The organism is Rhodococcus artemisiae, assembly GCF_036327795.1.
GTDB classification, from domain to species: Bacteria; Actinomycetota; Actinomycetes; order Mycobacteriales; family Mycobacteriaceae; genus Rhodococcus; species Rhodococcus artemisiae.
Window position 1 is genome coordinate 349,500 of record NZ_JAUTXY010000002.1, and the last position, 15,311, is coordinate 364,810.

The 15,311-nt window shown below is 65.0% G+C and carries 14 protein-coding genes and 1 pseudogene; 6 read left to right on the plus strand and 9 right to left on the minus strand.

The window, feature by feature from the left end; genetic code table 11:
• Window positions 1-154: 154 nt before the first annotated feature.
• Window positions 155-2,551 carry a VanW family protein gene (locus Q7514_RS05920; protein WP_330132317.1) on the plus strand — a complete coding sequence of 799 codons (2,397 nt, stop codon included), beginning with the start codon at window positions 155-157 and terminating at the stop codon, window positions 2,549-2,551.
• Window positions 2,552-2,600: 49 nt separating this feature from the next.
• The gene (locus Q7514_RS33170) at window positions 2,601-2,873 is read left to right on the plus strand and encodes a hypothetical protein (protein ID WP_408016050.1); all 273 of its coding nucleotides are present in this window, start codon (window positions 2,601-2,603) and stop codon (window positions 2,871-2,873) included.
• Here the strand turns inward: Q7514_RS33170 and Q7514_RS05930 are convergent.
• The 8 genes from Q7514_RS05930 to Q7514_RS05965 form a co-directional block, all read right to left on the minus strand.
• Complete coding sequence (locus tag Q7514_RS05930) at window positions 2,845-4,680, minus strand: acyl-CoA dehydrogenase (RefSeq protein ID WP_330132318.1); 1,836 nt, start codon at window positions 4,678-4,680, stop codon at window positions 2,845-2,847. The two genes, Q7514_RS33170 and Q7514_RS05930, sit on opposite strands and share 29 nt — an antisense overlap.
• Before the next feature lie 95 nt (window positions 4,681-4,775).
• Window positions 4,776-5,384 (minus strand): class I SAM-dependent methyltransferase, encoded by a 609-nt coding sequence (locus Q7514_RS05935; protein WP_330132319.1) that lies wholly within the window; start codon window positions 5,382-5,384, stop codon window positions 4,776-4,778.
• A gap of 78 nt (window positions 5,385-5,462) precedes the next feature.
• The gene (locus Q7514_RS05940) at window positions 5,463-6,314 is read right to left on the minus strand and encodes an alpha/beta fold hydrolase (protein ID WP_330132320.1); all 852 of its coding nucleotides are present in this window, start codon (window positions 6,312-6,314) and stop codon (window positions 5,463-5,465) included.
• A 41-nt stretch (window positions 6,315-6,355) separates the two neighbouring features.
• Window positions 6,356-6,916, minus strand: a complete 561-nt coding sequence (locus tag Q7514_RS05945; RefSeq protein ID WP_330132321.1) for a PaaI family thioesterase — start codon at window positions 6,914-6,916, stop codon at window positions 6,356-6,358.
• Between the two features lie 58 nt (window positions 6,917-6,974).
• Window positions 6,975-7,832 (minus strand): alpha/beta fold hydrolase, encoded by an 858-nt coding sequence (locus tag Q7514_RS05950; RefSeq protein ID WP_330132322.1) that lies wholly within the window; start codon window positions 7,830-7,832, stop codon window positions 6,975-6,977.
• Complete coding sequence (locus Q7514_RS05955; RefSeq protein WP_330132323.1) at window positions 7,829-8,863, minus strand: NADP-dependent oxidoreductase; 1,035 nt, start codon at window positions 8,861-8,863, stop codon at window positions 7,829-7,831. Before Q7514_RS05955 ends, Q7514_RS05950 begins: the two co-directional genes overlap by 4 nt.
• A 73-nt stretch (window positions 8,864-8,936) precedes the next feature.
• Window positions 8,937-9,653 carry an SDR family oxidoreductase gene (locus Q7514_RS05960; protein ID WP_330132324.1) on the minus strand — a complete coding sequence of 239 codons (717 nt, stop codon included), beginning with the start codon at window positions 9,651-9,653 and terminating at the stop codon, window positions 8,937-8,939.
• Window positions 9,654-9,685: 32 nt separating this feature from the next.
• Window positions 9,686-10,762, minus strand: coding sequence for an alkene reductase (locus Q7514_RS05965; protein ID WP_330132325.1), 1,077 nt, complete (start codon window positions 10,760-10,762; stop codon window positions 9,686-9,688).
• A 149-nt stretch (window positions 10,763-10,911) separates the two neighbouring features.
• Between Q7514_RS05965 and Q7514_RS05970 the strand changes: the two genes are divergently transcribed.
• Window positions 10,912-11,511 carry a TetR/AcrR family transcriptional regulator gene (locus Q7514_RS05970; RefSeq protein ID WP_330132326.1) on the plus strand — a complete coding sequence of 200 codons (600 nt, stop codon included), beginning with the start codon at window positions 10,912-10,914 and terminating at the stop codon, window positions 11,509-11,511.
• 49 nt (window positions 11,512-11,560) lie between these two features.
• On the opposite strand, the gene Q7514_RS05975 is transcribed toward Q7514_RS05970, so the two are convergent.
• Window positions 11,561-11,947, minus strand: a complete 387-nt coding sequence (locus tag Q7514_RS05975) for a winged helix-turn-helix transcriptional regulator (protein WP_330132327.1) — start codon at window positions 11,945-11,947, stop codon at window positions 11,561-11,563.
• A 21-nt stretch (window positions 11,948-11,968) separates the two neighbouring features.
• Between Q7514_RS05975 and Q7514_RS05980 the strand changes: the two genes are divergently transcribed.
• The 3 genes and pseudogenes from Q7514_RS05980 to Q7514_RS05990 form a co-directional block, all read left to right on the plus strand.
• On the plus strand, window positions 11,969-13,336 hold the full coding sequence (locus tag Q7514_RS05980; protein WP_330132328.1) for an MFS transporter: 1,368 nt from the start codon (window positions 11,969-11,971) through the stop codon (window positions 13,334-13,336).
• A gap of 190 nt (window positions 13,337-13,526) precedes the next feature.
• Entirely contained in the window at window positions 13,527-14,549 is a 1,023-nt protein-coding gene (locus tag Q7514_RS05985) for a beta-ketoacyl-ACP synthase III (protein WP_330132329.1), read from the plus strand.
• Between the two features lie 3 nt (window positions 14,550-14,552).
• Window positions 14,553-15,275: pseudogene (locus Q7514_RS05990) on the plus strand (HNH endonuclease family protein); the annotation flags it as partial.
• Window positions 15,276-15,311: the final 36 nt, after the last annotated feature.

A 15,311-nucleotide genomic window follows, 5' to 3' on the forward strand; every position in this document is an offset into this window, starting at 1 on the left:
GACGACCCTGCTGGGCTACCTGACCCCCGACCTGGTAGCCCAGCAGGGTCTTTGCGTATTCCGCCCGTAGACCGTTCAAGTCCGGGCGTTACCCTGGAGAACCGGTATCCGGCGCGCAATATACGACGAGCGTGCCCCGTCTGAAGGGACATCGGTGAGCGGCAACAACGGGACGAACGAGCCCGAGGCTACACACGACGACGTTCTCCCGACCGAACCACAATCGCAGGCGGCTCCCTCGGCCGATACTGCGGCGGAGGGCGATGCTGTCGCAGGGCAGGAAGCTGCCGCTGCGACACCGGAGGTGAGGGACTCGGATGAATCCGAGGCAGCCACGGCACCCGTTCGTCGTGCGGTGCCCACCGAACCTGCTGCGCCGACCGAACCTGCTGCACCCACCGAGGGGGACGGGTCCCCTGAGAAAGCCCCCGAGACGGACACCCCCACGGCCGTCATCCCGGTAGTGAAAGTGCCATCGGAGCAGAATCCGCCCGCGTCGGACGCTCCGACCGAACAGGTGCCACAGATCACGGTGCCGCCTGCGCAGGCCGCCACCACCGCGATGCCACCCGCGTCACCTCCGTCCGCCACGCCGCCGCCGGCCGGACCGCCGCCGGTCGCGCCTCCTCCCGGGGATGGTCCGGGAGGTCCGTCGGGTCCTGACAAGTCGTGGTCGAACATCCCGAAGCGCACGATTGCGCTCGTCCTCGGTGGTGTCGCCGCTGTCCTCGTAGTCCTCTACGCCGCGGATCTCGCAATGAGTTCGGGTGAGGTGCCGCGTGGCGTCACCATCGCTGGTATCGAGATCGGCGGCGAGTCGCGGGGCGACGCCGAAGCGATCCTTCGCGAGGAACTGGGGCCGCGCCTCGACACACCTGTCGCGGTGATCGCAGGAGATACCAGCGGCGAGATCGTGCCGTCGGAGGCCGGCCTGGGCATCGACTGGGATGCCACCCTCGACCGCGTCGGGTCGCAGCCGCTCAATCCGTTCAGCCGGCTCGCGTCGTTCTTCGGCAATGACGAGGTCGGCGTGGTATCCACTCGCGACGATGCCGCACTCGCCGCGTCGATCGATCTGGTGACCGCCGCCGCGGCCCACGAGCCGCGTGAAGGCAACATCGTGTTCGAGGACGGCGTCCCCGTCCCCGTCACCCCGCAGCCCGGTCAGCGTCTCGACGCGGAGGCAGCGTCGGATGTCTTCGCCGAGCGCTGGCCTTTCGGTGATGTGTCGCTGCCGGTCGAGAGTGTGGAGGTCACCGTCACCCGTGAGGGCCTCGATCGTGCGCTCGCCGAGATCGCGGTGCCTGCGGTGGCGTCGGACCTCGTGATCACCGGCCACGACGGCACGGTCGCGACGCTGCCGCGCCAGGACATCGGCGCCGTGCTCTCGTTCGCACCCGACGGCTCGGGTGGACTCGATCCGCAGTACCACCCCGAGGCCGCCATCGGGATCCTCGCGCCGCAGCTCGCGGCGACGGAGACGGAACCGAAGGACGCGCAGATCGTCCTCGACGGCGGTCGTCCCTCGGTCGTACCCGGCACGGAGGGCAATCTCGTCGATTGGGAGAAGACCCTCGAGTCGCTGCCGCAATTGCTTGCGACCGAGGACGGACGGTCCATCGAGGCCGTCTACGAGACGGCCGATCCGGAACTGACGACGGAGGCCGCGGAGGAGCTCGGGATCAACGAGGTGATCGGTGAGTTCAGCTCCGGTGGATTCGAATACGCCTCAGGTGTGAACATCCGGCTCGCTGCTTCCGAGATCAACGGTGCGCTGGTGAAGCCGGGTGAGACGTTCTCGCTCAACGGATACACGGGTCCGCGCGGTGCAGCACAGGGCTACGTCGAGTCCGGCATCATCGAGGCAGGTCGTCCGGGTAAGGCTGTCGGCGGCGGTATCAGCCAGCTTGCGACCACCCTGTACAACGCGTCGTACTTCGCGGGTATGGAGGACGTCGACCACACCGAGCACAGCTACTACATCTCTCGCTACCCGGCCGCGCGTGAGGCAACGGTCTACGAGGGCGCGATCGATCTGGCGTTCCGCAACCCGTCGGAGACGACCGGTGTGCTGATCCAGACGATCGGGACGGACTCCGACATCACGGTGCGCCTGTGGGGCACCAAGACGGTCGACGTGCAGTCCATCACCGGCGACCGCACCAACTACACGTCGCCGAACACCATCACGTTGCCAGCGGGCGGCTCCTGCATCCCATCCAGTGGTGCGCAGGGCTTCACCGTCACCGACACCCGCATCGTCACCGACGTGAACACAGGCGCGCAGATCTCGAACAAGACCCGCACCGTCCGCTACGACCCGGTGCCCGTCGTCAAGTGTGTGAGCCCCGAACCGGAGCCCAGCGACGACGAACCGACCGCGGGCGGGGGTCGGCCGGAAGGCGGCACATCACCCGAGTCGGGCGATGGTGCAGCACCGGCGCAAACGGAGTCCGAAGCACCGGCGGCACCGGAAACCGAGGAACCCGCTGCTGCCCGTCCGTCACCGGGCGACTTCGTGCCGGACTTCCCCGGCGTCGAGGACGAGTAACCGGGCGCAACGGACGAGTCCTGCCGGTGGGGTCACGATCAACGAGGTACTGATGCACGCCGGCTTGCTCGACGCACCGTTCGGTGGTGTCGGTGCGTCCGGTATGGGCCACTACAACGGCCGCGAAGGATTCCTCGAGTTCAGCCATGCTCGAACGGTATTCGTTGCGTCCGAACAAGATCCGCGTCGTGAACGGGCAACACTGATCCCTACACGACGACAGTGGCTTCCGCCGATCTGGGCGGGAGCCACTGTCGTGTTCTACACAGTCATTCGGGTCTTCTACGCAGTCATCAGAACGCGGCTTCGTCGAGCTCCATGATGTCGAGATCGACGTCGGTGATGATGCCCCGCGACGTGGTCAGGGTGGGCAGCACGTTCTTCGCGAAGAAGGACGCCGCTGCGACCTTGCCCTCGTAGAACGCCTTGTCCTTCGCATCCGGGTTCGCGTCGAGCGCGGCCAGTGCGATCTCGGCGTGCTCGAGGAGCAGCCAGCCGATGAGCAGGTCGCCGAACGACTCGAGGAAGCGGACGGAACCGAGACCGACCTTGTACAGCTCGGTGGGCTGTTCCTGCGCACCCATGAGGAACTGGGTGAGGGTCGCGACCATGGTCTGTGCGTCCTCGAGGGCAGTGGCCAGCAGCGCACGCTCCGGCTTGAGGCGCTGGTCGGCGGTGTCGGATTCGAGGAACTTCTTGACCTGTCCTGCGACGTGTGCGAGGGCGACCCCGCGGTCGCGGGCGATCTTGCGGAAGAAGAAGTCCTGCGCCTGGATCGCGGTGGTGCCTTCGTACAGGGAATCGATCTTCGCGTCGCGGATGTACTGCTCGATCGGGTAGTCCTGCAGGAAGCCCGAACCACCGAAGGTCTGCAGCGAATCGGTCAGGTACTGGTAGGCACGCTCGGAGCCGCAGCCCTTGACGACCGGCAGGAGCAGGTCGTTGATGCGGTGCGCAAGCTCGGCGTCGGCGCCCGAGACCTGCTCGGCGACGACGTCGTCCTGGTGCGCAGCGGTGTAGAGGTACACGGCGCGCAGGCCTTCGGAGTAGGCCTTCTGCATCGCGAGCGATCGGCGGACGTCCGGGTGGTGCATGATCGACACGCGCGGGGCGGCCTTGTCGGACATCTGGGTCAGGTCGGCGCCCTGGATGCGTTCCTTGGCGTAGTCGAGGGCGTTGAGGTAGCCCGTGGACAGCGTCGCGATCGCCTTGGTGCCCACCATCATGCGAGCGTGCTCGATGACGTCGAACATCTGCGCGATGCCGTTGTGGACCTCACCGACGAGCCAGCCCTGGGCGGGAACGCCGTGGCCACCGAAGGTGACCTCGCAGGTCGCGGAGGCCTTGATGCCCATCTTGTGCTCGACATTGGTGACGAACACACCGTTGCGCTCGCCCATCTCGTTCTTCTCGAAATCGAAGTGGGTCTTCGGGACGAAGAACAGCGACAGGCCCTTGGTGCCCGGCCCGGCGCCTTCGGGGCGCGCGAGCACGAGATGGAAGATGTTCTCGAACAGATCGTCGGAGTCGGCCGAGGTGATGAACCGCTTGACGCCCTCGATGTGCCAGGAGCCGTCGTCCTGCTTGATGGCCTTGGTGCGGCCGGCGCCCACGTCGGAGCCGGCATCGGGCTCGGTGAGGACCATGGTGGCGCCCCAGCCGCGCTCGACGCAGGTGGCGGCCCACTTCTTCTGCTCGTCGGTGCCGTTCTCGAAGAGCACGCCGGCGAACGCCGGGCCTGCCGCGTACATGAAGGCTGCGGGCTGTGCGCCGAGCATCATCTCGTTGACTGCCCACAGGAGGCTGCGCGGCGACTCGGTGCCGCCGATCTCCTCGGGGATGCCCATGGACCAGTATCCGGCGTCCCACCAGGCACGGAAGGACTTCTTGAACGGCTCCGGGAGCGTCACGGAGTGAGTCTCGGGATCGAAGACCGGGGGGTTGCGGTCGGCGTCGGCGAAGCCCTCGGCTGCCGGACCCTCTGCGAGGGCCTTGACTTCGGAGAGGATGCCGCGTGCGGTCTCTTCGTCGAGGTCGCCGAACTTGCCGGCTTCGAGGACCTTCTGAATCTTCAGGAACTCGAAGAGGTTGAACTCGAGGTCGCGGAGGTTGCTCTTGTAATGGCCCATGTCTGTGCTCTGTCTCCCAGTGCGGTCCGGTGTCTTCCTAGTACCGCCCAAGTTTATTACTCGTCGGTAACATCTCTATGTTACTCGTCAGGTAACTAACTGCCAAGGCCGATTTTACGGGCAACGACGAGTGCGTCGATGGCAGTTCCGGAAACTGTTTCCCGGTATCTCCGTTCCGCGACCTGGATTTCCAGCCTTCCGTCGATTTCCTCGACTATATCTGTTGGCGTGTAAAGGATTTCGCTTTCCTGCGGTCCTCCGACTCCTTCCCCGATGTTTGTCCTGTCATGCCCCAGAAATATGAGGATTCCTTCAGGTTCGAGCGAATTGATCGCATTGTCGATCAGTGCTGCGCGCTGTGTCGGAGGGAAGTGTAGGAATACGGCGAGGATCAGATCATAAGGGCCGTCGAATGCGTCCCGCGTCACATCCGACCGCACGTACTGCAAGCGGTCACGCGACCGCCTCGGTGCCTGCGCCGCGACCTGCCGGGCCTTGTCGAGGGCCACTTCGGAGAAGTCCGTACCTACTACTTCCCAACCCCGGGTTGCGAGCCAGAGGGAATGCCGCCCCTCGCCGCACCCGAGGTCGAGTGCACGCCCGTGTGGGAGGGCGGTGGCGAACTCGACGACGACGGGGTTCGGCGGTGCCCCCCACACCAGTTCGGCAGCCCGATACTTGTCGTTCCACTCGTGTGCGTCCATATCGGCACAGTAATGCTGTGCGAACTAATGCTGTGCGAACCCCGAGGCTCGGCCTCCGCGCATGTGCCGGTCGTATGCCTAGAGGGGTCGCTGGTCGCCTTCCAGGAAGAGCCGAGTGTGAGTCACGAACAGTTCGGGGTACTGGAACTGCGAACCGTGTCCGGAATCGGGATAGATGATCAGCTGTGCGTTCGGAATATGTTGTGACAAGGTGAAGGAGTTGACGGTCGGCACCATCACGTCATCATTGCCGTTCACCACCAGGGTCGGCTGATCGATGGTTCTCAGCTCCGCATAGCGTTCGCCACGCGGCTGGTGCCATTCGAGGAGTGCAGCGGTTTGGGCTTGCGCAGACTGGAGCGAGGACGGTGGGTCTTGATCGGTGCGCTGATGGCGACGTTCCCAGAATGCCTTCCCGGCTGCTCGACCTGTCTCGGACGGGGCGAAGAACAGGAACAGGAAGTCATCGAGCGTGGGAACGGGGTTGCTCGCCACTTGAAGTACCCGTCGGTCGGACAGCGGTTCCCCGTTCCGCGGTCCAGTGCCCACCAGCACCAGCCTCCGCACCAGGTGTGGATGACGCAAGGTGAAGGCCTGCGCGACGAACCCGCCGATGGAGAAACCGAGGACATCCACCTGAGTCAATCCCAGAGCATTCACGAAGGTGGCGACATGGTCGGCCATCGCTTCCACTGTGTCGGGTGTTTCGCCGCTGGAACTGGCCACGCCCGCATTGTCGAACAGTATCACCGGCCGCCCGGCGGCAAGTCCGTCGATTACCGACGGATCCCAATGATCGAGTCCACCGCGAAAATGCTGCAGGAAGACCAGGGGTGTGCCTGTGCCAGCGCCGAAACGCCGATATGCGTAGCGGATGCCATCGGCTTCGACGAAGCGAGTCGGGGCGGTGATGTGAGTGTCGGTAGTCATGTGTCTCTCTCCGGATGCCGGTCGGTCGATGTGGAGTGGCGTCACGCGCCGTCGCGAACCTCGTCGTGGCTGCTCGGTGGGGTGTCGAAGATCAAGCACGTCGTGGTGGCGTGCGCATACAACTTGCCGTCCGCGCCGACAATGCGACCCTCCGCGGTGGCGATCTGACGGCCCGCGTGGAGCACCGTGCCTTCGGCGCGTACCAGCGGCACCCGATCATTGAGGGCGCGGACCATGTTCACTTTGAGTTCGAGGGTCGTAAATCCTTTTCCTGCAGGCAAAGTCGAATGAACAGCGCAGCCCACGGCAGAGTCGAGCATTGTGGCGAACCATCCGCCGTGCACGATGCCCATCGGGTTGTAGTGCCGGTGTTGTGGTCGGCCCTGGAAGACCGCGGTGCCCGGGCTCATCTGGATCGGTATGAAATCGAGTGTGTCGCCGATCGGTGCGGGAGGCAGCCTTCCCGCAAAGATCGCCTCGAAGATCTCCATGCCGGAGAGGTCGGTGACATCCATCGTGGGCTCGGCATCGGGAGCACTCAGCTTCGCGCGCACCATTTTCTCCTCCTCGCTCCATCGAGCGAGGACCTGATCGACTGTCATCTGCTGTTCCTGTCGGTTGTGTGCACCGGATATGCTCGGCCCGTGGTGGTTTCGCTCGTCAGCGTGTGAGGAACTCGACGAAAGCGGGGGCGAACGTGTCGTGGTACTGGAATATGCCGCCGTGACCGGAATCGGGGTAGATGACGAGCTCGCTTCCGGGTATTCGGCGGTGCAGGTCCTCGGAGAGGTTCGACGGAACCATGCGGTCGTGATCTCCGTTGGCGATCAGGGTGGGTTGGCTGATCGTCGACAGATCTGCCGGGGTGGAGCGTCCCCAGCGTTTGATCGCTTCGAGCTGTGCCCGGAATGCCTTGACAGAGACCGATGTATCTCGGTCGGCAGTGCGTTCTTCGAGTCGTTCGACGAATGCGCGGGCGGCACGTTTGCCGGTGCTGTTGCGGTTGAAGAAGAGGAATTCCTTCGGGTCGGAACGGGTCAGGGTAGCCCGCAGCATGTCGTAATAGGTTGTGCGGGCGACCTTGTCGATGCCCTTACCTCCTGCGGGGCCGGTGCCTGTGAGGATGAGCCGACGGACGAGCTCGGGATGCCGGATTACGAGTTCCTGGGCGATCATTCCGCCGAGGGAGAAGGAGAAGATGTCCACCTCTTCCAGGCCCAGAGCGGTGATGAAGGTCGCGGCGTCCGCGGCCATTGTCTCGATGGTGTCAGGAACTGTACCGGTGGAGGCGCCGACGCCACGGTTGCCGAACGCGATGACGTGGCGCTCTTTCGCAATGGGGTCGACGATCCGTGGGTCCCAGTTGTCGAGGTTCGCGGCGAGATGGACGAAGAAGACGACGGGGATACCGCCCTTCGGTCCGAGTTCGCGGTACGCGTAGGTGACGTCGCCGGCCGTGATGGTGAGGGTCGAAGCCTTCGCATACGACGTCACGACCGCGTCGTTGCCGGTATTCATTCTGATATCCTTGTGTCGGTTGTATATTCGTTGTTCCGGGTGTTGCTGATGACAGCCTTGCCCCGGATGCCGCCCTTGCTCAGTGCCTGGAGGCCTTGGGGTGTCTCGTCGAACGGGAAGAGTTGTCCGACCACGGGACGCAGCACGCCGTCGTCGACGAGTTGTCCGATCTTGCGGAGCTGGTCACCGTCGGCACGCATGAAGAGGAATTCGTAGCGGACGCCCAGTTTCCGGGCGCGACGTCGGATTCCCGCACTGAGTCCGGTGATCGCCAGGCGAAGCAGCGGATTGAGTCCGTTCTCGCGCGCGAAGGCCGGATCCGGGGGCCCGGAGATCCCGATCGCTCTACCTCCGCGCCGCAGTACGCGCAGGGACTTTTCCAGGTTTTCGCCGCCGAGGCTGTCGAGTACCAGGTCATAATCGTGCAGGACTTGTTCGAAGTCTTGGGTGCGATAGTCGATGACGAGGTCGGCGCCGAGTTGGCGAACGAAGTCCGCATTGGAGGCACTGGCCGTGGTTGCCACCGTCGCGCCGAGGTGCTTGGCGAGCTGGATCGCGATCGATCCGACGCCGCCGGCGCCGGCATGGATCAGGACCTTCTGTCCGGGCCGCACGTTACCGCGCTCGACGAGTGCTTGCCACGCAGTCAACGCCACCAATGGGAGAGAAGCTGCTTCTTCCATGCTGATCGATGTCGGCTTGGGAGCGAGGTCTGTTTCCGAGACTGCGATGCGTTCGGCGAACGTCCCGATGCGAGTCTTGTCGGGTCTGGCGTAGACCTCATCACCGGGCTTGAACGAGATCACCTTCGCGCCGACCTCGATGACGACGCCGGCGAGATCGTTGCCGAGTACCAACGGCAATGTGTACGGCAGGATCTGTTCGAACTCGCCGGTGCGGATCTTCTCGTCGAGTTGGTTGATACCGGCCGCGTCCACTCGTATCAGAACGTCGCGGTCGCCGACAGTCGGCTCGGGGACATCGAGTTCTTGCAGTGGACCATTGTATTCGGTGACGGCGAACGCTCTCATGGTGGCTCCTTCTGCGACGACGGGAAGGCGGTGGAGGTGCAGCGAGCGAGTGGGCCGCGACGCCTCCGGTCGGCTACTGCGGTGCTGCAGCCCCGAGCTGTGGATAGAGCACTCCGATCGGTGCGCTAAGTCCCGCTTTGACCTGGACGGTGGCGTCGTCGGCGAGGACTTCGTACTCGCCGGTTTCGACGGCGCCGAACACGGCGCGCACCAGGTCTGCGGGCTGTGTCTTGGGGTCTGTGGAGTGCGCGGCCATGGGTGTGTCGACCCAGCCGACGTGCACGCCGACGACGTGGACGCCCTCGGGCGAGAGTTCGAGGCGCAGGGAGTTGGTGGCCGACCACAAGGCTGCCTTGGTGGCGCTGTATATGCCGGCGACGGCATACCAGCTCAGAAGCGAGTGGATATTGATGATCACCGATTCGTTCTTCGCGGAGAGGATGGGGGCGAAGGCGCGGGCGAGGAAGAGGGGACCGAGGAAGTTCGTCTCGACGTTGGTGCGGATCTCCTCGTCGGAATGGGTGAGGATGTCTGCGCTGGAACTAGACGTACCCGCGTTGTTGATGAGCACGGTCACGTCCGGTGCGGCAGCGGCTGCAGCCCGGATGGATGCGGAGTCGGTGACATCGAGGGTGAGAGGGACGATTCGTTCGTCGTTCCACTCACGGGGGTTACGGGCGCTCGCGTAGACCTTCGTTGCGCCGCGAGCAAGGGCTTCGTGGACGAAATGTGTGCCGATGCCGCCGTTCGCTCCGGTGACGAGGACGACGGATCCGTTGAGTGAGGGCATGTCCGATATTTCCTGTCGTGGTGGATGCGGGGTCAGTTGCGTGTGAGTGTCGGGTAGTCGGTGTACCCGGCTTCGCCGCCGCCGTAGACGGTGGCGGGGTCCACATCGTTGAGCGGGGCGTCGGTGTGCAGGCGCTCGACGATGTCGGGGTTGGCGAGCGCGAACTGTCCCAGCGGCGCAATGTCGGCCAGGCCGGCGTCGATGTCGTCGGCGATCTGCTCACGTGTGCGTCCGTATCGCACCACGAGTATTGCGGTCGGCCACAGGTCACGTAGTGATCGGAGCAAGTCGTCGTCACCGACATGGTGGATATGAAGGTAGGCGAGATTCAGCGCCGCGAGTTCCCCGACGAGGTACCGGTATTGGGTGCGCACGCTGTCGATGTCACCCTCATCGATTCCGCCGAGCGGCATCGCAGGGGAGAGGCGGATGCCCACTCTGTCGGCGCCGATCTCCTCGGCCACCGCCGCAGCGATTTCGATCACGAAGCGGGACCGGTTCTCCATGGAGCCGCCGTACCGATCGGTGCGGCGGTTCGCGTTCGGGGAGAGGAACTGGTGCAGCAGATACCCGTTCGCACCGTGGATCTCCACGCCGTCGGCGCCGGCGTCGATCGCGGATGCAGCGGCGTGACGGAAGTCGGCAATCGTGGCCTCGATGTCGGTAGCAGTCATCTCCCGCGGCACAGGGGTCTTCTGCGGGCCGGTGGCGGTGAACATGTCCTGCTCGGCAGAGACTGCCGACGGTGCGACGGGCCGACGGTGGTGAGCGGTATTGTCCGGGTGAGACATCCGGCCGACATGCATCAGCTGGATGTACAGTGCCCCGCCTGCGGCGTGAACTGCGTCCGCGACCTCTCGCCAACCGTCGACGTGTGCGGGGGTGTAGATCCCGGGGGTGTTCGGATAACCCTGCCCGTCCGCCGACGGTTGGGTGCCCTCGGAGATGACCAGTCCGAGTGAGGCCCGCTGACTGTAGTAGGTCGCGGCCAGCGGTCCCGGGGAGCCGTCCGGATTCGCCCGGTTGCGGGTCATCGGTGCCAGAGCGAGCCGGTGAGGGAGCTCGACGCGGCCGAGGGTGAACGGTTGCCAGAGCGAGGGCGAAATCATGAGACGGACTCCTTGGAGAGTGGTGATCATCGGTTCGGAGCGGATGCGACGTCTCGTGGGAACATCACGTGAGACATCTGAACCCCAATCGATACTGACTATACTCATAACTGAGTGCAGTCATGATTTGTTCCCGAAGGATATGTGTCATGTCATTCGTTCCTGAGCCTGTAGGACGGCGCGAACGGAACAAGCAGCAGAAACTCGACCGCATCACCGCTGCGGCCACCGAACTCTTCGCCGAGCGCGGCGTCGACGAGGTCACGACCCAGCAGATCGCCGAGAAGGCCGATGTCGGCACCGGGACTGTGTTCCTGTACGCCAAGACCAAGGGTGAGTTGCTCCTGCTCGTGCAGAATGCGAACTACAGCGACGCACTGGAGCGAGGTCGCAGCGATGCCGAGACCGTCTCCGACGTGCTCGACGCAGTGATGGCGATCATCGAACCGATCGTGAGGTGTAACCGCACCCAGGTCGACAACGGGCGCACCTATCTGCGGGAAATGGTCTTCGGCAACCCCGAAGAACCTCACCATGCCGAAGCGCTCGCCATCGTCGTCCGTACGGAGGAGGCTGTCGCGGCGGTGCTGCGCCGAAGCGAACGAGTCGGAGAAGCCGCCGCTGCAACCCTCGCGCACGTCGTCTCGGCAATCATGTTTCTGGCGATGGCGGCCACTGTCGACAAGGATCGCAGTGTCGATGAGATCGTGAAGAACATCAGAGCGCAGGTGTCGGCCCTCCTGCCGTAGGTGATCACTCCGCCGACCGATCAGAAGTGGCGGGTCGTCGACCCTGTGGTCATGCGTCCGCGTCCGGTTTGATCAGCTTCCGGTACCGTGCTGGGCGCTTGGGGTCGTCGGCAGCGACGGCATGGCGATCGCCCCACGCCAGCAGGGCATTGAGGGCCGGGATGAGATCGGCCCCCGACTCGGTCAAGCCGTAGGTATGCCGACGGCCCCCAGGGCTCGTCTCGCACCGGACGACCCCGGCGGCTTCGAGTGCCTTGAGTCGTGCGGCGATTCGATCGCGCGGCGCACCCGTCCCCCGCACGATGTCGGAGAAGCGGGTGCTGCCCATGGCGATCTCGCGCACGACGAGAAGAGCCCAGCGCTCCCCCACGAGTTCGAGTGATGCCGCGATCGGGCACGGGCGGCCGGGGAGTCGGCTCAGAGGAACAGTTGTCATCGTAGGTGCTACCTTACCTTCATGAGTTTGATTTTCAAACCAAATGCGTCTCGTGGGGCCTTGCTTCCGGTGGCCGCAGGCACGGCGCTGGTTCTCGTGACCTATGTGACGCCGATGGCCACACTCGCACCCACATCGGAGGATCTCGGTGCCGGGACGGTCTCGGGCGCATGGATTCTCAGCGCCATGAGTATCGGGCTTGCCGGAGCGCTTCTTGCCGGCGGACTCCTGGGCGATCGGGTCGGGCGTCGCCGGGTGTACGTCGGGGGCTTGCTCGCCGTAGTGGCCGGGGCGTTCGCGTGTGCGGTGGCATGGGATCCGTGGATACTCGTCGGCGCCCGCGTTCTGCAAGGAGCGGGAGGGGCGGCGGTCCTGGCGTGCGGTTTGGCGATCCTCGCTCATTCCTATCCTTCCGGACGCGAACGCGTCCATGCCACGGCCGTATGGGGCGCCTGCGTCGGCGGCGGGGTTGCCGGCGGTTCGCTGCTGGCCATGGCCCTCGATGTCGGTACCGGGTGGCGTGAGAACTACGTTGCCGTTGCCGTGGTCGGAACTCTCCTGCTTGTGCCCACGCTGCGTGGGGTCCCGGAGACTCGGGCCGGCGTTGCACGTCGGATCGACGTCGGTGGACTGGCTCTGCTCATCGCCGGGATGGTGTTGCTGGTGTCGGCGCTGACGCAGGTACGTGACGGGGTGGGGGTGGTGGCCGCCGTGCTGATCGTGCTGGCGCTGATGATCTTCGTCGCGCTGTGGGCTGTCGAGCGGCGGGCCGAGCACCCTTTGGTCGATCCTGATCTCCTGCGGCATCCGAGCTTTCTCGCCACCACATTCGGAGCCCTCACGCTGGGCGTCGGGATGATCGGCATGGCGTCGTTCCTGCCGACGGTGGCACAGGCCGGATTCGGCGACTCGTTACGGATGGCGAGCGTCCCGCCCCTGGTCTGGGCGGTGACGAGCATGAGTGCCTCGTTGGCCCTGCGCTGGCTGCCCTTGCCCCTTCGAGGTCCGCTACCCATCGCAGCGCTTCTGGCGCTGACGGCTGCCGGCATGATCACGGCCATCGGCGCCGATTCGACGGTGCAGCTACTCGTGCCGATGTCGCTGACCGGGATCACGACCGGACTTCTCAATGCGATCCTGGGGCGTGAAGCGGTTGCCGGTGCCCCGCCCGACCACGCAGCCATGGCGAGTGGAGCCAACAACACGGCCCGTTATCTCGGCGCCGCGTGCGGCATCACTCTGTTCGCTGTGATCGCGGCCAATACCGGCGGCGACATCACGGGTGGCTGGACCAATGCCGTGCTCACGGCTGCCTGCATCACACTTCTCGGTGCGGTGTCGATCGCGGCTCTTGCCGTTCTCCGGACGCGTCGACACGTGCATATCTAGGGCATGCGCCTGCGTATTCGTCATGACAGCGGCTACCGCCCATGCCGGGTCCCCGCCTACGATCGTCGATTATCGTTCCTGGAACGAGTTCTATCAGGGGTGTCGCAGAAGATGTTTTCGACCCGCGATACCGTGTCCGGACGGCGATGCTAGGACAGTAGCGCCACGATGATGTAGAGGAGTTTTCCGGATGGGTGCACAGATCGCCGCTCCTGCGCCGTTGCGGAACAGCGTGCTGCTCGGGCTGGGTGTTCACCGCCCCGAGCGCGTCGTCACGAATGAGGAGATCTGCTTGCAGATCGACTCGAGCGACGAGTGGATCCAGTCGCGTTCCGGTATCAAGGAGCGCCGATTCGCGAAGGCCCACCCCGAGGAATCGATCGTCGAGATGTCGATCAGCGCCTCCGAGAAAGCCCTCGAAGCGGCGAAGCTGACCGGCGCGCAGATCGACACCGTGATCGTCGCCTGCTCCACCTACGGCTTCCAGACCCCGCAGGCCGCGGCGCTCGTCGCCGACAAGATCGGCACCGACGGTGCCGCTGCGCTCGATATCCAGGCCGGCTGTGCAGGCTTCTGCTACGCGCTGGGTGTCGCATCCGACCTCGTCCGCGCCGGATCCGCGACCAACGTGCTCGTCGTCGGCGTCGAGCGGATGAGCGACGCCACCAACCCCACCGACCGCTCCGTGCGATTCATCTTCGGTGACGGTGCGGGCGCCGTGGTCGTGGGCGCGTCCGACGAAGTGGGCATCGGCCCCACCGTGTGGGGATCCGACGGTTCCCAGGGCAACGCGATCCGGCAGGAACCCGACTGGGTCGACTTCGCACAGAACCCCACCCAGCCGCGGCCGTGGATCATCATGGAGGGCACCGCGGTGTTCCGCTGGGCCGCCTTCGAGATGAGCAAGTACGTGCGTCAGGTCGCCGACAAGGCCGGTGTCGCTCTCGAAGATCTCGATGCGTTCGTGCCGCACCAGGCGAACCTGCGGATCAACGACGTCATCGTCCGTCAGCTCGAGCTGCCCGACTCCGTCGCGGTCGCCGACGACATCATCGAGACCGGCAACACCTCCGCGGCGTCCATCCCGCTCGCCATGGAGAAGATGCTGCGCACCGGCCAGGTCGAGCCGGGCGCCACCGCGCTGCTGCTCGCCTTCGGCGCCGGCCTGTCCTTTGCAGGCCAGGTCGTCAAGATGCCGCCGCTGGCCCAGTAGTCCATGGCAGGTAAGAAGAAGTCATCGATCCCTCGATGGCTCTGGTTGCTGTGTTTCGTCGTGGTCTCCGTGGCCATGGTTCTTCTCGAGCCGTACGACTCCGACTCGTCCGATGCCGCCACCTCGTCGGGTGACGCCGGGCCGTCGTCGACCTACAGCGGCTCGGCGGCACTACAGGCGCTCGCGGCGCTTCCGGTGCGCGACGCCGCATCGCAGAGCGGCTACGAACGGGAGGAGTTCGGCTCCGCGTGGACCGACAGCGTCACCGTCGAGTTCGGCAAGAACGGCTGCGACACGCGTAACGACATCCTCAAACGCGACCTCGTGCATATCTCCCTCGAACCTGCCACCAAGGATTGCACCGTGCGCACGGGCACGCTCCACGACCCGTACACCGGTAACGAGATCTTCTTCCGGCGTGGCACTGCCACGTCGTCGCAGGTGCAGATCGACCACGTCGTCGCTCTGTCCAACGCGTGGAAGACCGGCGCGCAGCAACTCGACGAGCAGCAGCGCAAGAATCTGGCGAACGATCCTCGCAATCTGATCGCCGTCGACGGGCCCACCAACCAGTCGAAGGGCGACTCCGACGCCGCGCAGTGGCTTCCGCCCAACGCCGCGTACCACTGCGACTATGTGGCGCAGCAGGTCGAGGTCAAAACCGTCTACCAGTTGTGGGTGACGCCCGCCGAGCACGAGGCGATGTCCCGGGTCCTCGCTTCCTGCTGATCCGGCGCCCGGTGCACGGGAGCACAGACGGCC

Bases quoted from the DNA above. Each gene is read 5' to 3' on its own strand.
- Q7514_RS05930 (WP_330132318.1), bottom strand. From the start codon at position 4,680: ATGGGCCATTACAAGAGCAACCTCCGCGACCTCGAGTTCAACCTCTTC.
- Q7514_RS05935 (WP_330132319.1), bottom strand. From the start codon at position 5,384: ATGGACGCACACGAGTGGAACGACAAGTATCGGGCTGCCGAACTGGTG.
- Q7514_RS05940 (WP_330132320.1), bottom strand. From the start codon at position 6,314: ATGACTACCGACACTCACATCACCGCCCCGACTCGCTTCGTCGAAGCC.
- Q7514_RS05945 (WP_330132321.1), bottom strand. From the start codon at position 6,916: ATGACAGTCGATCAGGTCCTCGCTCGATGGAGCGAGGAGGAGAAAATG.
- Q7514_RS05950 (WP_330132322.1), bottom strand. From the start codon at position 7,832: ATGAATACCGGCAACGACGCGGTCGTGACGTCGTATGCGAAGGCTTCG.
- Q7514_RS05955 (WP_330132323.1), bottom strand. From the start codon at position 8,863: ATGAGAGCGTTCGCCGTCACCGAATACAATGGTCCACTGCAAGAACTC.
- Q7514_RS05960 (WP_330132324.1), bottom strand. From the start codon at position 9,653: ATGCCCTCACTCAACGGATCCGTCGTCCTCGTCACCGGAGCGAACGGC.
- Q7514_RS05965 (WP_330132325.1), bottom strand. From the start codon at position 10,762: ATGATTTCGCCCTCGCTCTGGCAACCGTTCACCCTCGGCCGCGTCGAG.
- Q7514_RS05970 (WP_330132326.1), top strand. From the start codon at position 10,912: ATGTCATTCGTTCCTGAGCCTGTAGGACGGCGCGAACGGAACAAGCAG.
- Q7514_RS05975 (WP_330132327.1), bottom strand. From the start codon at position 11,947: ATGACAACTGTTCCTCTGAGCCGACTCCCCGGCCGCCCGTGCCCGATC.
- Q7514_RS05980 (WP_330132328.1), top strand. From the start codon at position 11,969: ATGAGTTTGATTTTCAAACCAAATGCGTCTCGTGGGGCCTTGCTTCCG.
- Q7514_RS05985 (WP_330132329.1), top strand. From the start codon at position 13,527: ATGGGTGCACAGATCGCCGCTCCTGCGCCGTTGCGGAACAGCGTGCTG.